This is a genomic window from Pseudomonas sp. AC169, assembly GCF_979258515.1.
The window spans coordinates 851,776-875,724 of the sequence record NZ_OZ409866.1 but is presented as its reverse complement, the minus strand read 5'-3'; the positions used below and the strand labels follow the sequence as shown (position 1 = coordinate 875,724).

Here is a 23,949-nt window from a genome sequence, read left to right as displayed (position 1 = left end):
TGCTGCTCAGAAATTCAGTTCTGATCGGGAGTATTTTCGTTGGCTGATGCTCGTTTCACTGACCCAGTTCAAGACTTCGGTGGCGGCCGGGTCGAATAGTGCATTGCTCAAAGTCGGAGGGCTCTCTCGAACAATGCCGGCGCCGGCCTGGTTTTTCTCCAGGTCCCAAGAGGTCAGGCCCAGTTCTGCGCTCAGACCGGGCGCCGCGATCGTGACAAACGTCGAGCGAATATCGCCGACGGCGCTCACGACTGCCCGGCTCACCGCTGTTCGGGTGTGTACGTCCAGAGTGTTGTATCCGGGAATTTGTGTAACCGCCAGATTGGCAATTTGTCCCAGAGACAGGAAGAAGTGACGGCTGCTGTAGCCGACCACGGCGTTTTCCGGATTGAAGGTCGGTTCGCTGTTGCTGGAAGGTTTGGCCGGCGTTCCGCGCATCCCTCTTACAACAGAGGCGCCGGCAGCGCTGGTTGCCGTTACCGCCGAGACGGAAAGAATGGACTGCAGGGCGTTTCCAGTCACATCCGTACCTAACAGCGCTGAGCCACCGAAACCGGTGGCGCCTGCTGCCAGCCCTGCTGCTCCGAAACTGGCCGCTCCCGTGACGAGGTCGACGCGGCCAATGGAGGGATTGCTTGAGCCGACATTGGCGAGGTACTGAGCAGACATCTCACGAAACACCGTACCGAAGGCGTTACCAATCTGATTGGCAGCCGCTGTATTGCCTTTTGGATCGAGTATTCCGAGCAAGGAAGGTGCGGCGCCCAACGCCGCACCCAATGCGGCGCCACCGATTTTTGCCGCCAGAGGACCCCAGCTTCCCGGGTCATTGACGGAGACAGAATTTTGCGCCCAATTGGTACCGGCATAGCCACTGATGCCGCCCGAAATGGCCCCGGCGACCGCACCACCAATCGTCACTGCGGTATTCGCCGCCGGTAGGAAGCCCACGAAAGCCGTCTGCACGGCGGCGCCAATGGCTGCGCTCATAAACTCCCGACCGGCTGTCGCGCCCGCAGCCTTGGCAGTATCGAATCCCGCCAGCCCATGTCTGTCGACAAACCTGACCGGATTGCCGCGCACCATCAAAAACAGGTTGAGGCCATCGGCGATGCCCGCCGGATCGGGACTGATCCAGCGCATCAACCAAGATGCGTAAAAGCGTTGACCATAATAATAAAGACCCGTGGCATCGCGCTCCTGACCTGCGTAGCGACGGGTCTTGTAGCGGGCCCGTGTCTGATCGGGTCCCGCCCACCAGCAGGTGCCACCATAGGGAAAGTAGTTTTCCTCGCTGATGGCGTTTCCCTGATGGTCCAGCACCAGCATGCTCGAACCCAGATGGTTACTGAAGCCGAAGTGATATTGATCAGCAGCCGCGCTTTTGCCGGGCCAATGCAGAACGTCAACCGTACATCGACCTGCCTGAACGGAAATGACGTGCAGGGTTTCGTCGGGACTTTCGCGTGTTTCCAGCGCTTGCAAGTAGCGAGTCTCATGCGATTTCGCGATGCCCTGCGCATGTACGAGGCGGACTTTGCGCTTGCGCTGGCCTACGCCGTCGTACACGTAGCGTTCGCAGTCATTTGCAGCACGTGTGCGTAGGACTTGATCAACCTGACACAATTGCCTGCCGGCATTCCACTGCAGAATCTGGCCGGGCTGCAGCGTTTTTCGGTTGCCATTGGCATCGAACCCAGCGTCTATTTCCTCCTCGCCGGGCAGGGTGCCATCAATCGTTTGTTCCAGTCCCCGATTGCTGTATCTGGAGATCGCCGTGCGTTGCGTCCAGCTCTGGCTGACCGCACTGTGAACGAGCGTCGTGAGGTTACCCGCAGCGTCATAAGTGTATGTCTGATGGTAGTTTTCCAATTGTGCGGAGTCTGGAGGTGAGGTGAAAACGGGATCCTGGGGCCCATTTGAGGTGTAGCTTCGTTGCCAGCCACTGGCCGAAACCAATTGGTACAGGCTGTCGTAGGCAAACTGACAGAGCGGTTCGATTTTCTGGTTGCGAAAAAAGCGCGTGGGATGCGTCCTGTCCAGGATGCTGAGGATATTGCCCACCGGGTCATAGCGATATATCAGATGTTGCAGAGCTGACCTGCCGACCTTCTCGGCACTGACTTCTTCAAGTCGACCATTCTGCGGGTCGTAGAGGTTTTGGCTGATCACACCATTGGCGGCCACTTGGCGCACGACTTGATCGGCAGGGTTGTACTGGATATCCAGCAGTAACACGCCGTATTGCAAGTCTCCCGCGAGCTTCAGGCTGATCTGCTTCAGTTGTCCGGCAATATTGAGTTGCAGCAGCTTGTGGTTGCCCATGGCGTCATGCTGGCCAACTGTTTCCCCCAATGCATTGTAAGCGATAAGCGTTGTCGCACCGCTACCGGCTTCATGTAGCAGGTTTCTTTGAGCCTCGGTTTCAGGCCAGTCAGGCTCGTCGAGTTGCTCAAGAAAATGCCGGAGACAAACCAGTTGATCACCTCGCAAGCTGTAGTCCGGAAAAATTTCGCTACCGGCGCCGTCGTCATGGCGGACCATTCGACCGCACTGGTTACGCATCGCGGTGGACAATGTACTGTCTCCGTAACTGAAGAATGCGCTGTTTCGGGCGGCTCCCCCCAATATCTGCTCGACGACACTGACCGGGCGCAGCATCGAGTCGTATCGAGTCTGCGTTTCGGTCAGCAGTCCGTCCCATGCCACCACGCGCTGCCCGGCTGCGCCCGGCAAGTTCAGTCGGGATGTCCCATCAACGCAGTCATTGTCAAGGGGTACACCTGTCAGGCTGTAGAGCAGTTTCAGGTTGGAGGGGGCATTCGGTTCACACGCTTGCAGCGTATGCAAACGGGGATCGCAGACGTCAATCAGACGGCCGGCAGAGTCGTAGCGCTGGCGGTATACACGCGGTTCGGGTGTTGCACCCTGTATGTGGCGAAAATAAGACACCGTGGCAATGTTCAGCCCTCGCGAATCCATCACGGAAACTGTCGGTGTATGAGTGTGCATGAACGTCGCCATCCCTTAGCCTCTGAACCGGCTTCAGTTATTCGGCAATATAGGCAAACGGTCAACTGTCAGAAGTTACAGGTGCGCGAAGTTTGCGACGACTGGCGCATCTTCCCCCTATGGATAAAACAACATCGCCACTATTCCTGGCAGTTACGGTCATTGCTGTAAGGCGCGGTCTTACGGACAATCAACGCCACGTTTCCCGCTCATGGATTTGCCCGTATGTCGCAACCAATCTTTTTCGCCCACGCCAACGGGTTCCCCTCGGGCACCTATGGCAAGTTGTTCGCGGCGCTGGCGCCCGAGTACCGGGTTGCGCATCTGGAGCAACATGCCCATGACCCGCGTTTTCCGGCGGATGACAACTGGTACAACCTTGTCGATGAGTTGATTCATCATTTGCAGCAGCAGGATCAACCGGTGTGGGGCGTCGGCCATTCCTTTGGCGGTGTGTTGCATTTGCATGCGGCGTTGCGTTGCCCGGAGCTGTATCGCGGTGTGGTGATGCTCGATTCGCCAGTGCTGACTCGCACCGATCAATGGGTGATCCGCGCCGCCAAGCGTTTTGGTTTCATCGACAAGCTGACCCCAGCCGGGCGGACGCTGGGGCGCCGTGAAGAGTTTGCCGATCTCGCCAGTGCGCGCAGCTATTTCGCCGGCAAGACCTTGTTTCGTGGTTTCGACCCGGAATGTTTCGATGCCTACCTGCAACACGGTTTGCATCAGGTTGGCGACAAGCTGCGCCTGCGTTTCGACCCGGCCACCGAGATCAGCATCTATCGCGGCGTGCCGCACACCAGCCCCGGTCGTACTCGCCAATTACAAGTGCCGCTGGCGGTGGTGCGCGGGCACAAGAGCCGCGTGGTCATGCGCCATCACACCCGTTTCGTTTCGCGTCTGGCCCAAGGTGAGGCACTGAGCATGCCCGGTGGCCACATGTTTCCACTCGAACGGCCGCAGGACACTGCACGTCTGCTGAAGACGCTGTTCACTCGCTGGGAAAATCGCCAGGACAAGGATTGCGCATGAGCCCGACCTTCGAAGAAGTGCGCCTGAGCCTGCCGCATATCGAGTTGGCCGCGCATTTGTTCGGTCCCGAAGACGGTGTGCCGGTCATTGCGCTGCATGGCTGGCTGGACAATGCCAACAGCTTTGCCCGTTTGGCGCCCAAGCTCAAAGGCCTGCGAATCATTGCTCTGGACATGGCCGGACACGGGCATTCCGGCCATCGGCCGAACGGCGCGGGGTATGCGCTGTGGGATTACGCCCATGACGTGCTGCAAGTCGCTGAGCAACTGGGCTGGAAGCGTTTCGGCCTGCTCGGGCATTCCATGGGTGCGATTGTTTCGCTGGTGCTGGCGGGGTCGTTGCCGGAGCGCATCAGCTATCTGGCGCTGATCGACGGTGTGATTCCGCCTACAGACAAAGGCGAAAACGCTGCCGAGCGCATGGGCATGGCCCTGCAAGCGCAACTGGATCTGCGCGAGAAGCGCAAACCGGTTTACAACACCCTTGATCGTGCGATCGAAGCGCGGATGAAGGGGCTGGTGGCGGTCAGTCGAGAGGCCGCCGAATTGTTGGCCCAGCGCGGCTTGATGCCGGTGCCTGGCGGTTACACCTGGCGCACCGACAATCGCCTGACCCTGCCGTCGCCGCTGCGCCTGACCCAGGAGCAGGCGATGGCTTTTGCGCTGCGGGTCAGTTGCCCGGCGCATCTGGTGGTCGCGGCTGATGGCATGCTGGCCAAACATCCCGAGCTGCTGGAACGTCTACCCTTTAGCCGGGAACAGTTGGCGGGCGGGCACCATTTGCACCTGAACAACGAGGCCGGGGCGGACCTTGTCGCAGACTGTTTCAATCGGTTCTTCGCCATTCCTTGACTTGCTGCGGGCAACTGTCGAGGCTGGTCGGGTTGAAATGGGAGACAACCACGATGGATTTCTACACCGCTGCGACCTCGAATTACCCAGTCATGCCGATCCGATGAGCCTGACTATGCGGTCACTCACTCTGTTGGCACTGTGCTGTTTCAGTACCGTTTCGTTCGCCGCCGATGTGCCGGGCAGTCAGGACCTGCAGATCGTGCCGCGTCTGGCCGATGCGCAGATCGTCGATTACCGCCCGCCGGTGGAACTTGAGCGGATTTATCCGCTGGGTTCAATCCGCAAGATCAGTGGCCAGCTGCGTTTTGATGGCCAGGTCACCGCCCGTGGCCAAACCACTTCGGTGACCTACGAGTTGCCACCCGAACATTCCGCCACCGAAGCCTTCACCGCCGCCCGCGAAGCCTTGCAAAAGCAGGACGCCGAATTGCTGTTCTGGTGTCAGGCCCGCGATTGCGGCGAAAGCAGCCTGTGGGCCAACGAGGTGTTTGGTAACGCCAAGCTGTATGGCGCCGACGAGCAACAGGCCTATCTGCTGTTGAGACTGGCCGCGCCGCGGGACAACACGCTGGTGGCGCTTTACAGCATCACCCGCGGTAATCGCAAAGCCTATCTGCATGTCGAACAGTTCGAAGCAGTGGCGCCGCTGGGCGAGTTGCTGCCGACTTCAGCGACCCTGCTGCGCCAGCTCAAAAGCACCGGTGAGCTGGACTTCCCTGATCGCGTGAATGATCCGGACGACACCTGGCTGCGGTTGATTTCCCGTGGACTTAACCTCGACACGACGTTGCGGGTGACGGTGTCAGGACCCAAGGCCGAAGCCTGGCGTCAGGCACTGATCAATCAGGGGGTGCGGGCGGCACGCATGGAAACCGGCAGTGTCGAAGGCTCTGGCCTGCGCATCGATCTGTTGCGTTAAGCTGTTTCGGGCGAGCACGAACCGCGTGTTCGCCTACTCTTTGCCTGACTGACTTTTTCGAGACCTTAGATGCTCAATAACGATCGCCTGCTGGTGCAGATCCTGCTGCTGGTGTTGTTTGGTGCCAGTCTGTGGGTAATGGCGCCGTTCTGGTCGGCGCTGTTCTGGGGCGCGGTGCTGGCGTTTGCCAGCTGGCCGCTGATGCGTCTGTTGACCCGTTGGTTGAATGGCCGCGAATCCCTGGCAGCAGCGATTCTGACGTTGGGCTGGATGTTGCTGGTGGCGGCGCCGCTGGTGTGGCTGGGATTCAATCTGGCCGATCATGTGCGCGATGCCACGGCATTTATCAAGGATGTGCAGGTCGACGGTTTGCCGGAAGCGCCAGTGTGGCTGGGGACTTTGCCGTTTGTGGGAGAACGGCTGGTCGGGCTGTGGAACAGCATCGATCAGCAGGGCGCCGCTCTGATGGTGTCGATCAAGCCGTATCTGGGACAGGTCGGTAACTGGCTGCTGGCGCGTAGTGCGCAGATTGGCGGCGGGATTCTCGAGCTGACCCTGAGCATTGTCTTTGTGTTCTTTTTCTACCGTGACGGGCCGCGATTGGCGGCGTTTGTGCACAGTCTGCTGGAACGCTTGATCGGTGATCGCGCCGGGTATTACATCGAGCTGGTGGCCGGTACGGTACAGCGGGTGGTCAACGGCGTGATCGGCACGGCGGCGGCGCAGGCGGTTCTGGCGTTGATCGGTTTCTTGATTGCCGGGGTGCCGGGAGCGTTGGTGCTCGGGATTGTCACGTTCTTGCTCAGTCTGATTCCCATGGGGCCGCCGTTGGTGTGGGTGCCGGCCACGGCCTGGCTGGCGTGGAAGGGTGAGTACGGGATGGCGGTGTTTCTCGGGATCTGGGGGACGTTCATCATCAGTGGCGTGGACAACGTGCTCAAGCCGTATCTGATCAGTCGCGGGGGGAATTTGCCGTTGGTGATTGTGTTGCTTGGGGTGTTTGGCGGGTTGATTGCGTTTGGGTTTATCGGGTTGTTTATCGGGCCTACGTTGTTGGCGGTGGCTTATAGTTTGTTGACGGATTGGAGCAAGAGTCAGTCTCGGGTTGAGGAACGGCGGTAGCTGTTTTGGGTTTTGGGTTTGGGTGTATATCCATTGCTGCGGTAACGGCTGCTTAGGGTTCCGCCCTGACGGCGGGGTCACCTTTTCCAAACGCCGAAAAGGTAACCCAAAAGGCTTGCTCCTGCGTGCGGCCCGCTCGCTGGGGCTCGGGGTTCCTTCGCTCCGGGATCGATCCGGGCGCAGCGCCTACGGTTTGCTTCGCTGCACCTCCTCTCGCTGTGTTTGGCTGCGCCAAACGGTCGCTTCGCTCCCACGCCCGGATCAATCCCTCCACTCAGCCTTCCGACGTCGCCCGTGGATCAAGATCAAGAGCAGGCGAGCTGACACTCGGCCTATTGAGTGGTGAAGAGCGGGGCTTGGTCGGCTTTGGATTTGTGGTGGATTCGCCCCTCACCCCAGCCCTCTCCCGAGGGAGAGGGAGCCGATTTGTTGGCTTTTCAAAGCTTGAGTTCGACTCGGTATTTCACGTCGGCGTAACTCGTCCAGACACCTCGGTCAGTCCCCTCTCTCTTTCTGGGAGAGGGTTAGGGTGAGGGGCTTTTGATCTGTTTCAGAATCTGAGTTCAACTCGGTATTTCACGTCGGCGTAACTCGTCCAGACACCTCGATCAGTCCCCTCTCCCTCCGGGAGAGGGTTAGGGTGAGGGGCTTTTGAGCTGTTTCAGAATCTGAGTTCAACTCGGTATTTCACGTCGGCGTAATTCGTCCAGACACCTCGATCAGTCCCCTCTACCTCCGGGAGAGGATTAGGGTGAGGGGCTCTTGATCTGTTTCAGAACCTGAGTTCAACTCGGTATTTCACGTCGGCGTACCTCTCCCAAACACCTCGGTCAGTCCCCTCTCTCTTTCTGGGAGAGGGTTAGGGTGAGGGGCTTTTGATCTGCTTCAGAATCTGAGTTCAACTCGGTATTTCACGTCGGCGTAACTCGTCCAGACACCTCGGTCAGTTCCCTCTACCTCCGGGAGAGGGTTAGGGTGAGGGGCTTTTGATCTGCTTCAGAATCTGAGTTCAACTCGGTATTTCACGTCGGTGTAGTTCTCCCAAACACCTCGGTCAGTCCCCTCTCCCTCCGGGAGAGGGCTAGGGTGAGGGGCTTTTGATTGTCCGCGGCAAATAATGGCGTCGACTCAAGTCGCCACATTCAAATACTTGCCCACCGACGCAGTTTTCTCCAGCGAGTACTGCTTGCTCAAATTGGCAATCATGCGGTTCAGCGCTTCAGTGGTGCTCTGGGTCGAAGCGGTCTGCTCTTCCTCCGGTCGTTCTGTCCCAGCCTGTAACGCCGCTTTAAGCTCATCACTGCTCACGCCGCCGCTGCTGTCGCTATCGAGAACCTTGAGTAGCGCTGAGCTGGTGTCGGTGTTGGTCGATGAGGTGCTGTCGCTGGTTTGCAGTGCGCTGCTGAGTTCTGTCGCGGTCACGCTGCCGTCGCCATCGGCGTCGAGTTGGCTGAACAGTTCGTCGCTGTTGATTTGCGCTGGTGGAGGCGGTGACGGGGTCAGGCTGGCGGTGAGTTCGTCCTGGCTGACGGTGCCGTCCTTGTTCTTGTCGAGGGCGGAGAAGAGTTCATTGCTGTCGGCGCTATTGCCGGCGCTGGTCAGGCCGCTGCTCAGTTCGTCGCTGCTGATGGCGCCGTCGCCATCGGTGTCGAGGGCGCTGATCAGGGCGTCGGCCAGGTCGGTGTCCGGTGCTTGATCGTTTGGCGGTGGCGGAGGAGGCGCCATGGCGGTCATTTCTTCGGCGCTGAGGCTGCCGCTGTCGTCGCTGTCCAGATCGCCGAACTGTTTGCTCAGGTTGACCAGCAGGCCGTCGTCGGACTTTTGCGACAGGGCACTTTTCAGTTCGTCCTGGTCCACCGCGCCGTCGCCGTTGCTGTGGAGTTTGGCGAACAGTTCTTTTTGCAGTTGCTGGCTGCGGGCGTTTTGCGTGGAGGTGCTGCTGGTGCTGGTATAGCTTGTGTAGTTGCTGACGCTACCGATCATCGGACTCACTCCCTGGAATGGCAAACCGGTGGGTGTACCGGCTTATGCAGCGTCAGGGCGCAAGTTGTCGGGGGTATGTGGGGTTTGTACCGGTGGGTACACACGATGCAATGAACACCGCTGAACCCCTGTGGGAGCGAGCCTGCTCGCGAAGAGGGCGGTACATTCAAAAGAGATGTTGGATCAGCTGACGCCTTCGCGAGCAGGCTCGCTCCCACAGTTGGTCGGTGGTGTTTTCAGGGGCGTGGCAGGCGGATGATTGCGGTAAGGCCACCGCCGGGGGTTTCTTCAAGGTTAAGCTGGCCACCCAAACGCAGCGCTGCCTCGCGAGCGATGGTCATTCCGAGACCGACGCCGCCAGAGTTGCGATTGCGCGAGCCTTCCAGCCGATAAAACGGCTCGAATACCGCTTCACGCTTGTCCTCGGCAATTCCCGGGCCGTGGTCGATCACGCGGATCAGCAGTTGCTCGCGCTGATCCTGCAATTCGATGCGTGCCTGGCCGGCATAACGCAGGGCATTGTCCATGAGGTTGTTGATGCACGAACGCAAGGCCATCGGTTGTACCGGCAGCGGTGCGCAATGGCCGCTGACCTGTACGTCGGCGCCTTGGTCCTGAGCGTTTTCGCACAGCGATTCGACCAGCGCCTGCACATCCATCAACTGCAAGGCTTCGCTGGTGCGCTGTTCATGCAAGTAGGTAAGGGTGGCGTCGAGCATGCCGATCATGTCGTCGAGGTCCTGACGCATTTGGCCCTGCAGCTTTTCATCGCTGATGTTTTCCAGGCGCAGTTTCAGCCGAGACAACGGTGTGCGCAGGTCGTGGGACACCGCGCCAAGCATTCGCGCGCGCTGCTGCACCTGTTCGCGAATGCGCCGCTGCATCAGATTGAAGGTGTGCGCCGCTTGTCGCGCTTCCCGCGGGCCGGACTCGTCGAGGGGCGGGCTGTCGAGGTCTTCGCTGAGGCGTTCGGCGGCGTCGCTCAGGCGCTGGATCGGCCGACTGAGCAGTTTGGCGCCGTACCACGCAGCGATCATCAGCGTGATGAACTGAAAGGTCAGCGGCACCACCGGGCCACCGAACCACGGACGCGGCGGCCGTGGCGGGTAACGTGGATCGTGTGGTGGCTGTTGCCCCTCGGCGCCTTGGGAGAACTCCGGAGGTGGCGGAGGCGGGGGCGGGCCGTAGAGACGGAACCAGGTGAAAGCCAGCAGGTGCGCGAGGACGATCGCCACAAACAGCACGCCAAACAGGCGGCCGAACAGCGTGTCGAAGCGCGCCCGCATCAGCCGATGTCTCGTGCGTCGAACAGGTAACCCTCACCGCGCACGGTTTTGATCAACTGCGGGGCTTTCGGGTCGTCGCCGAGTTTCTGCCGCAGGCGCGACACCAGCAGATCGATACTGCGGTCGAACGCTTCGATCGAACGACCCCGGGCGGCGTCGAGCAATTGTTCGCGGCTGAGCACTCGGCGCGGACGCTCGATGAACACCCAGAGCAAACGGAATTCGGCGTTGGACAGCGGCACCACCAGGCCGTCGTCGGCGATCAACTGACGCAGCACGCTATTCAGGCGCCAATTGTCGAAACGAATGTTGGCGCGTTGTTCGGTACGGTCGTCGCGCACCCGACGCAAAATCGTTTGAATGCGCGCGACCAGTTCACGCGGTTCGAACGGTTTGGCCATGTAGTCATCGGCGCCCAGTTCCAGGCCGATGATACGGTCGGTCGGTTCACAGCGAGCGGTGAGCATCAGGATCGGGATGTCCGATTCAGCGCGCAGCCAGCGGCACAGCGACAAGCCGTCTTCGCCGGGCAGCATCAGATCCAGCACGACCACGTCGAAGTGTTCGGCCTGCAGCGCCTGACGCATCGCCGCACCGTCGGTAACGCCGCTGGCGTGGATGTTGAAGCGCGCGAGGTAATCGATCATCAGCTCGCGGATCGGCACGTCGTCATCGACGATCAGCGCACGAATGCTCCAGCGCTTGTCGTCTTTAGGCTCATCAGTCGCGGTCATTTGGTTGTTGTGCATGAGGCTGTTCATCTGCCAGTAGGCCGCCAACCACAAAAGATGGGCTGCGAGGTGGTGGTTTCAGCATAGGCGTCCGGCCGTGAGGCGGGAAGTGCTGATGTAAGGACGTGTTGCGGCTGGCGAGGCTAGCGCGGGTGCTTGTTGCTGGCGTGTCGGTTGTGTATCGGAGTCGACACAATAGCAGCGAGCGCTATGCTGATCACGGTTGGCGCGACGATTTACCGATCATCGGGTGCCGCGCCGCCGCCGGTTCCGCTACAATGCGCGCCGATTTCGACCTGCCTGAGAGCCCATTCATGTCCGCCTGCCAGACTCCTATCATCGTCGCCCTGGATTTTCCCACCCGTGACGCCGCACTGAAGCTGGCCGACCAGTTGGACCCGAAGCTGTGCCGGGTCAAAGTGGGCAAGGAACTGTTCACCAGTTGCGCCGCCGAAATCGTCGGCACCCTGCGTGACAAGGGTTTTGAAGTATTCCTCGACCTGAAATTCCACGACATTCCCAACACCACCGCGATGGCCGTCAAAGCTGCTGCCGAGATGGGCGTGTGGATGGTCAATGTGCATTGCTCCGGTGGCCTGCGCATGATGGCCGCCTGCCGTGAAGAGCTGGACAAGCGTAGCGGCCCGCAACCGCTGCTGATCGGCGTGACCGTGCTGACCAGCATGGAGCGCGAGGATCTGGCCGGTATCGGTCTGGATATCGAACCGCAGGAACAAGTGCTGCGTCTGGCGGCACTGGCCGAGAAGGCTGGCATGGACGGTCTGGTGTGCTCGGCGCTGGAAGCCACGGCACTGAAAACCGCGCATCCGTCGCTGCAACTGGTGACTCCGGGGATTCGTCCTGCGGGCAGCGCGCAGGACGATCAGCGTCGCATTCTGACACCGCGTCAGGCGCTGGATGCCGGTTCCGACTATCTGGTGATCGGCCGTCCGATCAGCCAGGTAGCGGATCCGGCCAAGGCATTGGCGTCGGTTGTAGCCGAAATCGCCTAAGCCACACTGAAGATTCAAATGTGGGAGCGAGCCTGCTCGCGAATGCGGTGAATCAGTCGATGTAGATGTCGACTGACACTCCCTCTTCGCGAGCAGGCTCGCTCCCACATTGGTTTTTGTGGTGGGCCTAAACCTTCAACACCAACTTGCCAAAATTCTCGCCGCTGAACAATTTCATCAGCGTCTCCGGGAACGTCTCCAGACCTTCGACGATATCTTCCTTGCTCTTGAGCTGCCCCTTGGCCATCCAGCCGGCCATTTCCTGCGCAGCGCTGGCGTATTGCGCGGCATAGTCCATCACCACAAAGCCTTCCATGCGGGCACGATTGACCAGCAGCGACAGGTAGTTGGCCGGGCCTTTGACCGCTTCCTTGTTGTTGTACTGACTGATCGCGCCGCAGATCACCACCCGCGCCTTCATGTTCAACCGGCTTAACACCGCGTCGAGGATGTCGCCGCCGACGTTATCGAAATACACGTCGACGCCTTTCGGGCATTCGCGTTTAAGTCCCGCCACGACATCTTCGGACTTGTAGTCGATGGCACCGTCAAAGCCCAGTTCATCGATGAGGAATTTGCACTTGTCCGCGCCGCCGGCAATGCCGACCACGCGGCAGCCTTTGATCTTGGCGATCTGCCCGGCAATGCTGCCCACCGCGCCCGCCGCACCGGACAACACCACGGTGTCGCCGGCCTTCGGTGCGCCCACATCAAGCAGGGCGAAATACGCGGTCATGCCGGTCATGCCAAGTGCCGACAAATACACCGGCAGCGGCGCCAGTTTCGGATCGACTTTGTAGAAGCCTCTTGGCTCGCCGAGGAAATAATCCTGCACACCGATGGCACCGTTGACGTAGTCGCCGACGGCAAATCCAGGATTGTTCGAGGCAATGACTTTTCCTACGCCCAGTGCGCGCATTACTTCACCGATACCGACCGGCGGGATGTAGGACTTGCCCTCGTTCATCCAGCCACGCATCGCCGGGTCGAGGGACAGGTATTCGTTCTTGACCAGAATCTGGCCCGCCGCCGGCTCGCCGACCGGTACTTCCTGATAGGTGAAGGTCTCGCGAGTGGCAGCACCCACCGGGCGTTTGGCGAGCAGGAACTGGCGATTGGTCTGATTGGTCATGGCAGGCACTCGAACGGAATGAAGCCTTGTTGATAGACCCTCGACAGCTTTGGCGCAAGGTTGGCTGATACGGCGAATGCACGCCGATCCAGTGCAGTGATGATCACCGGGATGGTTTTATCACTGCAGCGCATGGGCGCATAAACAGCCATTGGATAGTGCTGACGCTCGGCAGAACTCAATGGCTATGCTGCCACTCAACAAATCCCCCCTGCATCCATCCCTTTGAGGACATAACAATGAGCATGACGTTTTCCGGTCAGGTTGCCGTAGTCACAGGCGCGGCCAACGGCATCGGCCGTGCGACCGCCCAGGCATTCGCGGCAGAGGGCCTGAAAGTAGTGGTTGCCGATCTGGATGCCGCAGGGGGCGAGGGTACGGTAGCGCTGATTCGTACAGCCGGTGGCGAAGCGACCTTCGTGCGCTGCAACGTGACCGTCGAGAGCGAAGTGAAGAATCTGATGGACGAGGTCATCAACACCTACGGCCGTCTGGACTATGCCTTCAACAATGCCGGGATCGAAATCGAGAAGGGCAAACTGGCTGACGGCTCGATGGATGAGTTTGACGCAATCATGGGGGTCAACGTCAAAGGCGTCTGGCTGTGCATGAAGTATCAACTGCCGCTGTTGCTGGCCCAGGGTGGTGGGGCGATCGTCAATACCGCTTCGGTGGCGGGGCTGGGCGCGGCGCCGAAGATGAGCATCTATGCGGCGTCGAAGCACGCGGTGATCGGCCTGACCAAGTCGGCGGCCATCGAATACGCGAAGAAGAAAATCCGCGTCAACGCCGTGTGCCCGGCGGTGATCGATACCGACATGTTCCGTCGCGCCTACGAGGCCGATCCGAAAAAGGGTGAGTTCGCCAACGCCATGCACCCGGTCGGACGCATTGGCAAAGTCGAGGAAATTGCCAGTGCTGTGTTGTACCTGTGCAGCGACGGTGCGGCATTTACCACCGGTCATTCGCTGGCAGTGGATGGTGGCGTCACCGCCTTCTGAACAAGGCACGAGAAAAACAGCCCGCATTCGTTGCGGGCTTTTTTATGGCTCACGGTCGGTTTCGTGAAGACTCTTAAACAATGTGTATCAAACAGTTAGAACGGTCGCTTTTGGCGGCGTTGTCGCACAGCCTGTCCGGCGCGGCTGTGATTTACTGCCGCCAGCAAAACGGACAGGAGTTTGCTTGCTCATGGAATTGAGAATTGATCGACAGGCAATGGTGCCGGTCGTGCAGCAGATTGTTGACGGATTGACCGAGTGGATCCTGCAAAGCGGCGTAGCGCCGGACACCCGTTTGCCCTCCGTGCGGCAAATCGCCCGGGGCAATCTGCTCAGCCAGTCGTGTGTCGTCGAGGCGTGTGAACGGTTGGTATTGCAGGGCGTTCTGAGTACACGCCAAGGCACCGGCTTCATTGTCGCCGCCGCGCCGTCGACACGTGGTGCAGATGAAGAATTGGCGGCCTTCGAAGGTCGGTATGCCTGGTGCGATGCGGTGTGTGAAGCAGTCGGCGGCTTGAAACTGGGCGCCGGTGGGCTTCCGCAAAGCTGGCGTGAGCCTGACGACCTCAGTTATGCCCTGCGTGAGGTGGCGCGCACTGACATGGCCAGCCTGTTCAATTACAGCACGCCCTTGGGGCTTCCAGCGTTACGCGAGCAAATCGCCAGGCGCCTGAAGCTGTTCAATATCGAGGCGCGCAGTTCGCAGTTGCTGAGTACCTGCGGCGCCAGTCATGCGCTGGATCTGATCGTGCGCACCTTGTTCAAGGCTGGAGACTGTGTGGTGGTCGAAACGCCCGGGTATGCGCCGCTGTTCGATCTCCTGCGGATGCATGGCGTGCGCATGCTCGAAGTGCGTCGTACCCCGAACGGGCCGGATATCGACGCACTGGAGACTTTGCTGCAACAGTTTCGCCCCAGCGCATTGTTCATCAACAGTCATCATCACAACCCCACCGGCAGTTGCCTGTCGCCGAGCGTGGCGCAACGCATCCTGCAATTGAGCAAGGCCTACGATCTGCGCGTGATCGAAGACGACGTCTACGCGGATTTGCACACCGGTAACGGTACGCGACTGGCGGCGCTGGACGATGAGGGGCGAGTGATTTATGTGGGCAGTTTCTCCAAGACGCTGAGCAGTTCGCTGCGAGTCGGGTTCGTTTTCGCCGACAGTGACATTGTCAGACGGCTGGCGCAGGTCAAGATGATCAGTGGTTTGGGGGCGTCGAGGTTTACCGAAGCGGTGCTGGCCAGCCTGATGGTCAGCGGCGCTTACCGCAAACTGGTGCAGCGCCAGCGTCAACGCTTGAATGCCGATCGCGCCGCTGCGTTACAGGCGCTGGAAGACGCCGACTGGGAGGTTTTCGGCAAGCCTGCGGGCGGGTTGTTTATCTGGGCGCGTTCGCGCATGACCGATCATTCCCGGGTACGTTGGCAGGCTCAACGCTGTGGCGTGTTGCTGTCAGCTCCTGATGCCTTCAGCCCCAGTGGCGAGTCGGGCGACTGGCTGCGCATCAACGTCGCCTATGCCTGCGATCCCCGCGCCCGGCAGTTTTTCCGCAACACTGGTGCGGATCGACCTCAAGCGTTCTGAAAACGACGCAGGCGTAGCTTTTTGCCATTATTCCGACGCCAGAGACTTGTGCCGGTGGGTGGCCGTTGCGACTCTTCGCTCTACTGACAATGGCAGGGGACTACGCGCAATGATTTCGGCCATGCAAGGACGTTTTGCCAACCTCGGTATGGCAAAAAAACTGGGTATCGGGTTTGTACTGGTTTTGCTGCTGACCGCGCTGGTGGCGGCCATTGGCGTCTGGTCCCTGCAAACCATCAGTCAGCGTTTCGACGGGCTGAAACAAATGTCCTCGCTCAACAGCGGTTTGCTCAAGGTGCGCCTGCTCGAGCAGGAATATGCCTTGCGCGGCGATCCGAAAACCGCCGATGCCTTGCGTCAAGGTGTGGACGAATTGATCGCCCTGGCCAACGAGCTCAAGGCGCGCACGCCAGCCAATGTGCCGGTAATGAGTGATGTCGAGCAGTCGCTGGCGGCCTATCGCAAGGCGTTCGATGAGTTCGTGTCGTTGACCCAGGCCAAGGATCTGGCACTGGAAATGGCCAGTTGGTCGGTGTCCAGTGTGGCCAACAACCTTGACGTATTGCAGGCCGGGCTTGCCGATGACGGTGCGTATACCTTGAAAGACACCGAGGGCAAGGACGGTGCCCAGTTCGTTGAGCAGGCCGGCCAGGTCAGTCAGGTGTCACGGTTGATGCTGCAAGCGATGAACGAAGCGCGGATTCGCCTCGACCAAAGCCGCAAGGGCGATGCCGACAGCGCCGGCAAGGGCAACATCGAACAGGCCGCGCAGGCCCAGACGCAGGCCGAAGAGCTGAAAACCACGGTCAAGGACGAGGGTTACCTGACCGTGCTCAATGAAGTGTCCGGGCATATCGCCGGTTTCAACGACAAACTGGCCGAGTACACCGGATTGCTCGCGCAGGAAAAAACCGTCTACGAGCAATTGCACCAGCGTGCCGATCAGGTGGTCGAGCGGGTGAATCAGGCGTATGTCGCTGAGGACGGCGCGATGCAGGCGGAACTGAAGAAAAACTCGCTGCTGATCATTGGTTCATCGGCGCTGGCGCTGTTGGTCGGATTGCTGGCTGCGTGGCTGATCACTCGACTGATCGTCGCGCCATTGCGCAGTGTGATTCAGGTCGCTCAGCAGATTGCCGCCGGTGACTTGAGTGCGACCGTGGAGGTGACCCGGCGTGACGAGATCGGCCAGTTGATGTTGGCCATGCAGCAGATGGGCGCGGGTCTGAGTGCGATTGTCAGCGGGTTGCAGGCTGGGATCGAGCAACTGGCCAGTTCGGCGCAATCGTTGTCGGCGGTCGCTGAGCAGACCAACCTTGAGGTCAGTAGCCAGAAGGAAGAAACCGAGCAAGTCGCCACGGCGATGAACCAGATGACCGCCACTGTGCATGACGTCGCGCGCAATGCCGAAGAGGCGGCGTTGGCTGCGCAGACGGCGGATGACAAAGTCGAGAGTGGTCAGCAGGTGGTGCGCCAGAGCATGGCGCGGATCGAGCAATTGGCTGATTCGGCGACATCGGCCAGTTCCAGTATCGAAAGCCTTAGTGCGGAAATCCAGAACATCGGTACGGTGCTGGGGGTAATCAAGAGTGTTGCCGAACAGACCAATCTCTTGGCGTTGAACGCCGCAATCGAGGCAGCGCGGGCGGGGGAACAGGGCAGGGGGTTTGCGGTGGTGGCCGATGAAGTGCGTGCGCTGGCTCGGCGCACGCAGCAATCGACTGAGGAAATTGAGCGGCTGGTGAGTGCATTGCGCTCGGCGGCGCAGTCGTCGGTGCAGCAGATTCAGAGCAGCGGCGAGTTGGTGAAGCTGGCGGTCAGTGATGCGTTGCAGACCGAGAGTGCGCTGGGGAGTATTGCGGTGGCGGTGTCGTTGATTCAGCAGATGAATCAGCAGATTGCGGCGGCGGCCGAGGAGCAGAGTTCGGTGGCGGAGGAGATCAATCGCAGTGTGACGAGTATTCGTGCGAGTGCGGATCAGTCGTCGATCGCGATGCGCGGGAACGCGGCTTCGAGTGTTGAGCTGGCGCAGTTGGGGGGTGAGTTGCGCGGGATGGTTGGGCATTTTCGGCTTTGATGCTTTGGGCTTGGCGGCCTTTGGGCCGGCCATGCTCTTGGGTTTTGGGTGTATATCCGGTTTTTCGGGTGCTGCTGCTGGCGGTTTCGCTCTTACAGCGAGTCCCTTTGGCAAACGCCCCAAAGGAACCAAAGGTCTTGGCCCCGGCGTTCGGCCCCTCGCTGAGGCTCGGGGTTCCTTCGCTCCGGGATCTATCCGGGGGCATCGCCTACGGTTTGCTTCGCTGCACCTCCTCTCGATGTGTTCGACTTCGTCGAACGGTCGCTGCGCTCCCACCCCCGGATAAATCCCTCCACTCAGCCTGCCGAAGGGGCCAACACGGCAAGATCAAAAGCTGCAGCCGAGCTAACGCTCATCCTGTTGAGTGGTGAGAAGCAGATGCGGTTGTGAGGTGGGCGTTGCTTTTGCTTTTCTGTAGGAGCGAGCCTGCTCGCGAAAGCGGCCTGACAGCCAACCCATCTCTGCCGGATGTACTCAAACCATGTGGGAGCGAGCTTGCTCGCGAAAGCGTTCTCACATTCACCGGTTTTCTATCGAATTCACTCCCGCGAACCCACAAAAAAGCCACCTTTCGGTGGCTTCTCTCTCTCTACATCTGCAATCAGTCGTAAATCACTTTCTTCTTCCAGTCCGCATCGGCCTCTACATCTTTTAGGCCGGCAGTCAGTTGGTTCTCTTCACCTTCAACCGGTGCAATCTTGTCCATGACCTGGGCGTTGGCGCGGGCCAGCAGTTTTTCCAGGTATTGCAGTTGTTCTGCATAGACCTGTGGATCCTGCTGTTTGCGCAGGTATTGCACGCCGCGTTCGAAGGCGAGGCGGGCCTGGCCGGGCTGGTTTTGTTGCAGGGACTGTTGGCCGAGGTTGTTGAAGAATTCGATGTGCAGCAGCACCAGAATGTGGCGGACTTCGCGGATCCAGTGTTTGGCTTCGTTCGGCGGCAGGAAGCCGTCGTGGGCGGCGCGGGTGATCTGGCCGTGGAGGGCTTCGAGGAGGAAGCGTACGTCCTTGGCTTTGGCTTCGGTCAGGATCGGCGCCGGCGGGTTGTTGACCGGGATCGATTCGCCTTGGGCGACCAAGGCGCTCAGTTCGGTGATTCGTGCTTTGGTGGTGGCGCTGGTTTTTTCCAGGTTCAGCAGGCGCTGGCAGACGTTCAGTTCCAGACGGGTCAGCAATAGTTTGAGTGCCGGGGTCATGAACTGGCCGGGGAAGGTTTCGGTCAGTTCGCCGCAGCGGCGCAGGCGGTCGTTGAGTTCGACCTTGGTGCGGGCCTTCTCCAGTTTGTTGTTTTCCACCACATGGTTCATGTAGCCAATGGCGATCAGAATTGCGATCCCGGCTATGACTAGCAGGGTGATCATGAGTGGTGTCACCGGTAAGACCTCTTTATAGGGTTCGCATGCGAGTGTAGTGGCTGGGCATTTAGCCGCCTAGCGCCGCTCGACGAGTTGGATCGGCAGGTTCAATCTGTATCGGCCGCACGCTGCTTATATGAATGCTGGCGCTGCGGGTGCAGATTGCCATCACTGTGCGGTGGACTATAACGTCTTGGCGAGTGGCGGAATATAGGCGTCAATCGTCGGACGACGGAAAAGCCCGGTTGCCGCCGTAAAGCAGGTCGAAGTCATTGATTTAAATAAATTTATATCAAGGGGTTGACGACCTCTCAATCCATCCATAGAATGCGCGCCACTTGCAGCGTAAAGCACACAGCGAAGCGCGGCAGGGAGTGAATGTTGTAGTGTGTCCCCTTCGTCTAGTGGCCTAGGACACCGCCCTTTCACGGCGGTAACAGGGGTTCGAGTCCCCTAGGGGACGCCAATGCGGGAATAGCTCAGTTGGTAGAGCACGACCTTGCCAAGGTCGGGGTCGCGAGTTCGAGTCTCGTTTCCCGCTCCAATTTTAAACAGCAGTGCTTTCGGGCGGTGCTGAGTGAAACCAGAGCCAAGTCTTCGGACAAGGATCTGGACACCGAAACACACACCATGTGTTCCGGGTAGCGTGTCCCCTTCGTCTAGTGGCCTAGGACACCGCCCTTTCACGGCGGTAACAGGGGTTCGAGTCCCCTAGGGGACGCCATTTGCGGGAATAGCTCAGTTGGTAGAGCACGACCTTGCCAAGGTCGGGGTCGCGAGTTCGAGTCTCGTTTCCCGCTCCAAATTCTAAAGACGCCGCTCAGTGAGCGGCGTTTTTATTAGTGAAAGTTGTAGCCTGTGTCCCCTTCGTCTAGTGGCCTAGGACACCGCCCTTTCACGGCGGTAACAGGGGTTCGAGTCCCCTAGGGGACGCCATTGCGGGAATAGCTCAGTTGGTAGAGCACGACCTTGCCAAGGTCGGGGTCGCGAGTTCGAGTCTCGTTTCCCGCTCCATATTCACAAAAACGCCGCTCACTGGAGCGGCGTTTTTGTATGCGCACGATTTGTGTTTGAGTCATCAGTCATAAAGAAAAAGGCCCGCCGGAGCGATTCGGCGGGCCTTTTTGTGTTTTGCGTCTGCTTACCAGGACAGCATCAGGCGACCGGCAAACAGAATCAGCACCACACCCATGGTGCGTTCAAACCAATGGCCCATGCGCATGAACAGCAGGCGAACTTTGCTGCTTGAGAAAAACAGCGCAACGATCACGAACCACAACGCGTTTACAAAGCACATCCACAAACCATAGAACGCCTGGATTTGCAGAGGTGTTTCCGCACTGATGATCGTGGTGAAGATGGCCAGGAAAAACAGTGTGGCCTTGGGGTTGGTCGCATTGGTCAGAAAACCGGTGCTGAAGGCTTTGAACAGCGTTTGCTCGACCAACGGTTCATCGCTGGTCTTCTCACCTTCGACGGCCGATTTGGGTTTGCTGCGCAGCAGGCTGACACCCAGATACAGGATGTAGGCGCCGCCCACCACTTTGGCAACGGTCAGCAACCACGGCGTGGTGTGCATCAGCGCACCCACGCCAAGCAGTGTGTACAACACGTGGACAGAAATCCCCGCACCGATGCCCAGCGCCGTGCAAATCCCGACTAACCGTCCGAATCGAACGCTTTGGCGAATGGTGACTGCGAAGTCCGGGCCGGGAGCAACCACGGCCAGAAAGTGAATGGTGGCCAGCGCCAGAAACTCGCCCAGATAATTCGAATACATCTCAGCTCCAGTAGGTCAGGGGTGAAGCATTGCCGCGATAGCCGACAAAAAAGGAAAGGCTCAAGCGCGGATCAGCCACACCCGGAGTCACCGAATGCATGCGACGCGAATTGAACATGATGAAATCGCCAGGTTTCGGTCGGACTTCGAGGGCGGGCGGGCCGAGCAACTCGGGCTCAATGCCGTAACTGTCGCCACGCATCTCGTCGAATTGGTCCGGGCTGATGTCGTCGTCCCACATCTGCAGCGCGCCGCCCTCGGTTGGCATGTTCAGATAGACGTTGCAGGCGAACTGCGCTTCCAGGCTGCGGGCCTGGAAGCTGTCCGGCGCGTCCTTGGCGAAAATGTCGTGATGGGCGAGAAAACACACTCCCGGTTTCACGACTCGTGACAGGCCGACATACATTTTTCGGCCGTAAAGATTTTCCAGGTGTGCGCCGGCCGGCCAGGATTCGTCGAGCATGCAGCGCAAGGTGTCGATCGGTGAGGAATAGGGCGCACAGCGATTGCGCAGTTCGGCGATGTTGCTGGTGGCGCGTTCGAAGTAATCCTCGATCAGCAGCGGCTGGTTTTCCGCCTCGTAAAAAGCCATGCCGATGCGGCCGATACTGGGTGCGTTGATGTAACCCTCAAAGCCTGGAGCGAGAATCTTGTCGCCAATCTGAATGGCCAGCGGCTCCGGCAAAAAGCCTCTGACGCGGATGGCGAGGACTTCTTCGTTGGCCAGTTTTTTTATGCACGTCTCATCGAGACGCTCGACGTCTAGCATCATTTTTTTAGGTCCATCTATCGATAGTCAACGGAACCTGCGAATGCGGTTCCCCGGCGTCGGACGCTGCGTGAGGCAGCGCCCGAAATGCTCAATCCACGTTGTAGTGGACGGACAACGTGCCCTTCTTCTGCGAAAGGGACGCGATCGTGACTGTGCCCAGATCCTTCAGGCTGCGTACATGGGTGCCGCCGCAGCCATAGGCGGGCAGTTCACCAAAACCGATTTCCCGCGCGCCTTCGCGCAGCGATGTCAGGCGGGGCAGATCGTGCTCGATCCACTGTTCGATGCCGTGTTGAACGGTCTCGGCGTCGACTTCCTGCGCAGCATCGCCGGGTTTGAACTGCACGCGACCTTCGTCCGGCCAGTGGTGTGCCTTGATCGGCATCCAGCCCATGGCCTGAACGAAATGCCCGATCAGGTGCCCGGCCGAATGCATGCGCGTGTTGAAGTGGCGACGCTGTTCGTCGATACGGATACAGGTCATGCCGAGCGCCACCGGCCGGTCGACAAAATGAATGATCCGGTCCGGCTCCTGCACCACACGCAGTACCTGGCTTTCGCCGATCCAACCGGTATCACACGGCTGGCCACCGCCTTGCGGGTGAAACAGCGTGGCGCGCAATACCACGGCGAATTCGTGCTCTTGGGGCGTGCAGTCGAGGACTTCCACATTAGCCTTGAGGTCATCACTATGGAAAAAGAGGCGAAGCGTCATATTCCATGCCCTTATTAAAGTTTCTGTTTTTATTATATGAATCGTGCAATAACGTGATAATCCGTTCAAACATCAAAGGACTTGTGCGCTGTGAGCATTAATCTGCCGCTACCGCTGCTCGGTGAAATGGCGATCTTCGTCAAGGTTGTGGAGACCGGTAGCTTCTCCGAAGCCGCTCGCCAGTTGGGGTCTTCGCCGTCGGCAGTCAGTCGCAGTATTTCGCGCCTGGAAAAAGCCCTGGCCACGCGGTTGCTGCAACGCACTACGCGAAAACTGCGCCTGAGTGACGGCGGCGAAGAGGTGTTCAAGCGCTGCCAGGAGATGGTCAGTGCGGCCAAGTCTGTCATGGAAATCAGCGGTCAATTCACCCATGAAGCCGAAGGCCTGGTGCGGGTCAGCGTGCCGAAAGCAGTAGGGCGCTTTGTGATTCATCCGCACATGCCCGAGTTTCTGCGGCGTTATCCCAAGGTCGATGTCGAGTTGTTGCTGGAGGATCGGCAAGTCGATTTGATCGACGACCATGTCGATCTGGCGATTCGCATCACCGATCGACCACCGGCCGGGCTGGTTGGTCGGCAGTTACTGACTATCGACCACTTGCTTTGCGCCACGCCGCAATACCTGGCCGAACACGGCACACCGACCCACCCGCATGATTTACTTAATCACAGCTGTATCTATCTGGGCGAAACCCCGAGCGATGCACGCTGGAAATTCAAGAAAGGCAGCAAAGCGGTGACGGTGGGTGTGCGGGGGCGCTATGCCGCCAATCACACCGGTGTACGCTTGGGCGCGGTGTTGCAGCACATCGGCATCGGCAGCCTGCCGTACTTCACTGCGCGCTATGCGCTGGAGCAAAAGTTGGTGGTGCAGGTGTTACCGGACTGGACCTTCCTGGCTTCCTATCACGGCGGACTGTGGCTGCTGCATTCGCCTACGCGCTATCTGCCACCCAAGCTACGGGTGTTTATCGACTATCTGGTGGAGTGCCTGCAGAAAGAGCCAACCTTGAGCAAGCCGGGTAAATCAGTTGGGGAGAGCAACGCCGCGATGGCGTATGAATTGCCCGAAAGCGAAGGTCTGCTCTGACGCCAGCGCAAAAAAATGCCCGCATGGCTCACCATGCGGGCATTTTCATGACGGGAGGAGAAATCAGTGCTTGCTGTCCTGAGCGGACATCGCCAGCAATTGTTTTTCCTGGTTCCAGTCGAACGGTTCATCGTTCTGTTCGGCTTCGTAACGACGTTCTTCGAGGGCCTGATACAGGTCGATTTCTTCATCGGACAGGTAGTGCAGGCAGTCACCGGCGAAGAACCACAGCAGGTCGCGCGGGATCAGGTGGGCGATTTGCGGGTAACGGGTAATCACTTGAGTCAGGATGTCCTGGCCCAGATATTGGCTTTCGATCGGATCGATCGGCAGCGATGCGAGCAGTTCGTCGAAGCGCTCCAGGAACAGGGCATGGCTTTCTTCGGGAACCTGTTCGACCTCACCTACGGCGACCAGGATACTGCGCAGGTGGTCGAGCAAAACAAGATGATCGGCAACGACGTTGGACACGAGATAAGTCCTCAA

The 23,949-nt window shown here is 59.3% G+C and carries 20 protein-coding genes, 6 tRNA genes and 1 pseudogene; 16 read left to right on the top strand and 11 right to left on the bottom strand.

Annotated elements, in window-relative coordinates; genetic code table 11:
• Positions 1-6 precede the first annotated feature (6 nt).
• A complete protein-coding gene (locus ACZZ0G_RS03925; protein WP_463555371.1) occupies positions 7-3,012 on the bottom strand; it encodes an RHS repeat-associated core domain-containing protein in 3,006 nt (1,001 codons plus the stop codon).
• Between the two features lie 225 nt (positions 3,013-3,237).
• On the opposite strand from ACZZ0G_RS03925, the gene ACZZ0G_RS03920 reads away from it, so the two are divergent.
• The 4 genes from ACZZ0G_RS03920 (at position 3,238) to ACZZ0G_RS03905 (ending at position 6,939) form a co-directional block, all read left to right on the top strand.
• A complete protein-coding gene (locus ACZZ0G_RS03920; protein WP_463555370.1) occupies positions 3,238-4,044 on the top strand; it encodes an alpha/beta fold hydrolase in 807 nt (268 codons plus the stop codon).
• The gene (locus tag ACZZ0G_RS03915) at positions 4,041-4,895 is read left to right on the top strand and encodes an alpha/beta hydrolase (protein WP_463555369.1); all 855 of its coding nucleotides are present in this window, start codon (positions 4,041-4,043) and stop codon (positions 4,893-4,895) included. Before ACZZ0G_RS03920 ends, ACZZ0G_RS03915 begins: the two co-directional genes overlap by 4 nt.
• A gap of 115 nt (positions 4,896-5,010) precedes the next feature.
• The gene (locus tag ACZZ0G_RS03910) at positions 5,011-5,817 is read left to right on the top strand and encodes a DUF4892 domain-containing protein (protein WP_463555368.1); all 807 of its coding nucleotides are present in this window, start codon (positions 5,011-5,013) and stop codon (positions 5,815-5,817) included.
• A gap of 69 nt (positions 5,818-5,886) precedes the next feature.
• Entirely contained in the window at positions 5,887-6,939 is a 1,053-nt protein-coding gene (locus tag ACZZ0G_RS03905; RefSeq protein ID WP_463555367.1) for an AI-2E family transporter, read from the top strand.
• Between the two features lie 1,128 nt (positions 6,940-8,067).
• Here ACZZ0G_RS03905 and xopAW read toward each other — a convergent pair.
• The 3 genes from xopAW to ACZZ0G_RS03890 form a co-directional block, all read right to left on the bottom strand.
• On the bottom strand, positions 8,068-8,922 hold the full coding sequence (gene xopAW, locus ACZZ0G_RS03900) for a XopAW family type III secretion system calcium-binding effector (protein ID WP_463555366.1): 855 nt from the start codon (positions 8,920-8,922) through the stop codon (positions 8,068-8,070).
• Positions 8,923-9,158: 236 nt separating this feature from the next.
• The gene (locus ACZZ0G_RS03895; protein WP_122842578.1) at positions 9,159-10,208 is read right to left on the bottom strand and encodes an ATP-binding protein; all 1,050 of its coding nucleotides are present in this window, start codon (positions 10,206-10,208) and stop codon (positions 9,159-9,161) included.
• On the bottom strand, positions 10,208-10,957 hold the full coding sequence (locus ACZZ0G_RS03890) for a response regulator (RefSeq protein ID WP_463555365.1): 750 nt from the start codon (positions 10,955-10,957) through the stop codon (positions 10,208-10,210). Before ACZZ0G_RS03890 ends, ACZZ0G_RS03895 begins: the two co-directional genes overlap by 1 nt.
• Positions 10,958-11,253: 296 nt before the next feature.
• On the opposite strand from ACZZ0G_RS03890, the gene pyrF reads away from it, so the two are divergent.
• Complete coding sequence (gene pyrF, locus ACZZ0G_RS03885) at positions 11,254-11,952, top strand: orotidine-5'-phosphate decarboxylase (protein ID WP_463555364.1); 699 nt, start codon at positions 11,254-11,256, stop codon at positions 11,950-11,952.
• 127 nt (positions 11,953-12,079) lie between these two features.
• Here pyrF and ACZZ0G_RS03880 read toward each other — a convergent pair whose 3' ends face one another.
• Together ACZZ0G_RS03880 and ACZZ0G_RS03875 are read right to left on the bottom strand one after the other, a co-directional pair.
• Entirely contained in the window at positions 12,080-13,084 is a 1,005-nt protein-coding gene (locus ACZZ0G_RS03880; RefSeq protein WP_034155383.1) for an NADP-dependent oxidoreductase, read from the bottom strand.
• Positions 13,081-13,218: a hypothetical protein gene (locus ACZZ0G_RS03875; protein WP_463555363.1), complete on the bottom strand. Its 138-nt coding sequence runs from the start codon at positions 13,216-13,218 to the stop codon at positions 13,081-13,083. Before ACZZ0G_RS03875 ends, ACZZ0G_RS03880 begins: the two co-directional genes overlap by 4 nt.
• A 105-nt stretch (positions 13,219-13,323) precedes the next feature.
• Here ACZZ0G_RS03875 and ACZZ0G_RS03870 point away from each other — a divergent pair, with 105 nt between their 5' ends.
• From ACZZ0G_RS03870 to ACZZ0G_RS03855, 4 genes and pseudogenes are all read left to right on the top strand, one after another.
• On the top strand, positions 13,324-14,085 hold the full coding sequence (locus ACZZ0G_RS03870; RefSeq protein ID WP_016983635.1) for an SDR family oxidoreductase: 762 nt from the start codon (positions 13,324-13,326) through the stop codon (positions 14,083-14,085).
• Positions 14,086-14,275: 190 nt separating this feature from the next.
• On the top strand, positions 14,276-15,676 hold the full coding sequence (locus ACZZ0G_RS03865; RefSeq protein WP_463555362.1) for an aminotransferase-like domain-containing protein: 1,401 nt from the start codon (positions 14,276-14,278) through the stop codon (positions 15,674-15,676).
• A pseudogene (locus tag ACZZ0G_RS03860) lies at positions 15,609-16,892 on the top strand (HAMP domain-containing protein); the annotation flags it as partial. The gene ACZZ0G_RS03865 and the pseudogene ACZZ0G_RS03860, both read left to right, overlap by 68 nt.
• Positions 16,872-17,753 (top strand): methyl-accepting chemotaxis protein, encoded by an 882-nt coding sequence (locus ACZZ0G_RS03855; RefSeq protein ID WP_463558815.1) that lies wholly within the window; start codon positions 16,872-16,874, stop codon positions 17,751-17,753. The pseudogene ACZZ0G_RS03860 and the gene ACZZ0G_RS03855, both read left to right, overlap by 21 nt.
• 601 nt (positions 17,754-18,354) lie before the next feature.
• On the opposite strand, the gene ACZZ0G_RS03850 is transcribed toward ACZZ0G_RS03855, so the two are convergent.
• The gene (locus tag ACZZ0G_RS03850; RefSeq protein ID WP_042705064.1) at positions 18,355-19,113 is read right to left on the bottom strand and encodes a hypothetical protein; all 759 of its coding nucleotides are present in this window, start codon (positions 19,111-19,113) and stop codon (positions 18,355-18,357) included.
• Positions 19,114-19,497: 384 nt separating this feature from the next.
• Between ACZZ0G_RS03850 and ACZZ0G_RS03845 the strand changes: the two genes are divergently transcribed.
• The 6 genes from ACZZ0G_RS03845 (at position 19,498) to ACZZ0G_RS03820 (ending at position 20,121) form a co-directional block, all read left to right on the top strand.
• Positions 19,498-19,573 (top strand) — tRNA-Glu (locus tag ACZZ0G_RS03845).
• Between the two features lie 2 nt (positions 19,574-19,575).
• A tRNA-Gly gene (locus tag ACZZ0G_RS03840) sits at positions 19,576-19,651 on the top strand.
• 104 nt (positions 19,652-19,755) lie between these two features.
• Positions 19,756-19,831: transfer RNA gene (locus ACZZ0G_RS03835), tRNA-Glu, on the top strand.
• Between the two features lie 3 nt (positions 19,832-19,834).
• Positions 19,835-19,910: transfer RNA gene (locus tag ACZZ0G_RS03830), tRNA-Gly, on the top strand.
• Between the two features lie 57 nt (positions 19,911-19,967).
• A tRNA-Glu gene (locus ACZZ0G_RS03825) sits at positions 19,968-20,043 on the top strand.
• 2 nt (positions 20,044-20,045) lie between these two features.
• Positions 20,046-20,121, top strand: a tRNA-Gly gene (locus tag ACZZ0G_RS03820).
• A gap of 127 nt (positions 20,122-20,248) precedes the next feature.
• Here the strand turns inward: ACZZ0G_RS03820 and ACZZ0G_RS03815 are convergent.
• The 3 genes from ACZZ0G_RS03815 to ACZZ0G_RS03805 all read right to left on the bottom strand — a co-directional run bounded on the left by ACZZ0G_RS03815 (position 20,249) and on the right by ACZZ0G_RS03805 (position 22,374).
• Positions 20,249-20,887 carry a LysE family translocator gene (locus ACZZ0G_RS03815; RefSeq protein WP_463555361.1) on the bottom strand — a complete coding sequence of 213 codons (639 nt, stop codon included), beginning with the start codon at positions 20,885-20,887 and terminating at the stop codon, positions 20,249-20,251.
• Between the two features lies 1 nt (position 20,888).
• On the bottom strand, positions 20,889-21,659 hold the full coding sequence (locus ACZZ0G_RS03810) for a 2OG-Fe(II) oxygenase (protein WP_463555360.1): 771 nt from the start codon (positions 21,657-21,659) through the stop codon (positions 20,889-20,891).
• 88 nt (positions 21,660-21,747) lie between these two features.
• Positions 21,748-22,374, bottom strand: a complete 627-nt coding sequence (locus ACZZ0G_RS03805; RefSeq protein WP_463555359.1) for an alanyl-tRNA editing protein — start codon at positions 22,372-22,374, stop codon at positions 21,748-21,750.
• Between the two features lie 90 nt (positions 22,375-22,464).
• On the opposite strand from ACZZ0G_RS03805, the gene ACZZ0G_RS03800 reads away from it, so the two are divergent.
• Positions 22,465-23,463: a LysR family transcriptional regulator gene (locus ACZZ0G_RS03800; protein ID WP_134178203.1), complete on the top strand. Its 999-nt coding sequence runs from the start codon at positions 22,465-22,467 to the stop codon at positions 23,461-23,463.
• 63 nt (positions 23,464-23,526) lie between these two features.
• On the opposite strand, the gene ACZZ0G_RS03795 is transcribed toward ACZZ0G_RS03800, so the two are convergent.
• Positions 23,527-23,934, bottom strand: a complete 408-nt coding sequence (locus ACZZ0G_RS03795) for a PA2817 family protein (RefSeq protein ID WP_463555358.1) — start codon at positions 23,932-23,934, stop codon at positions 23,527-23,529.
• Between the last annotated feature and the right edge of the window lie 15 nt (positions 23,935-23,949).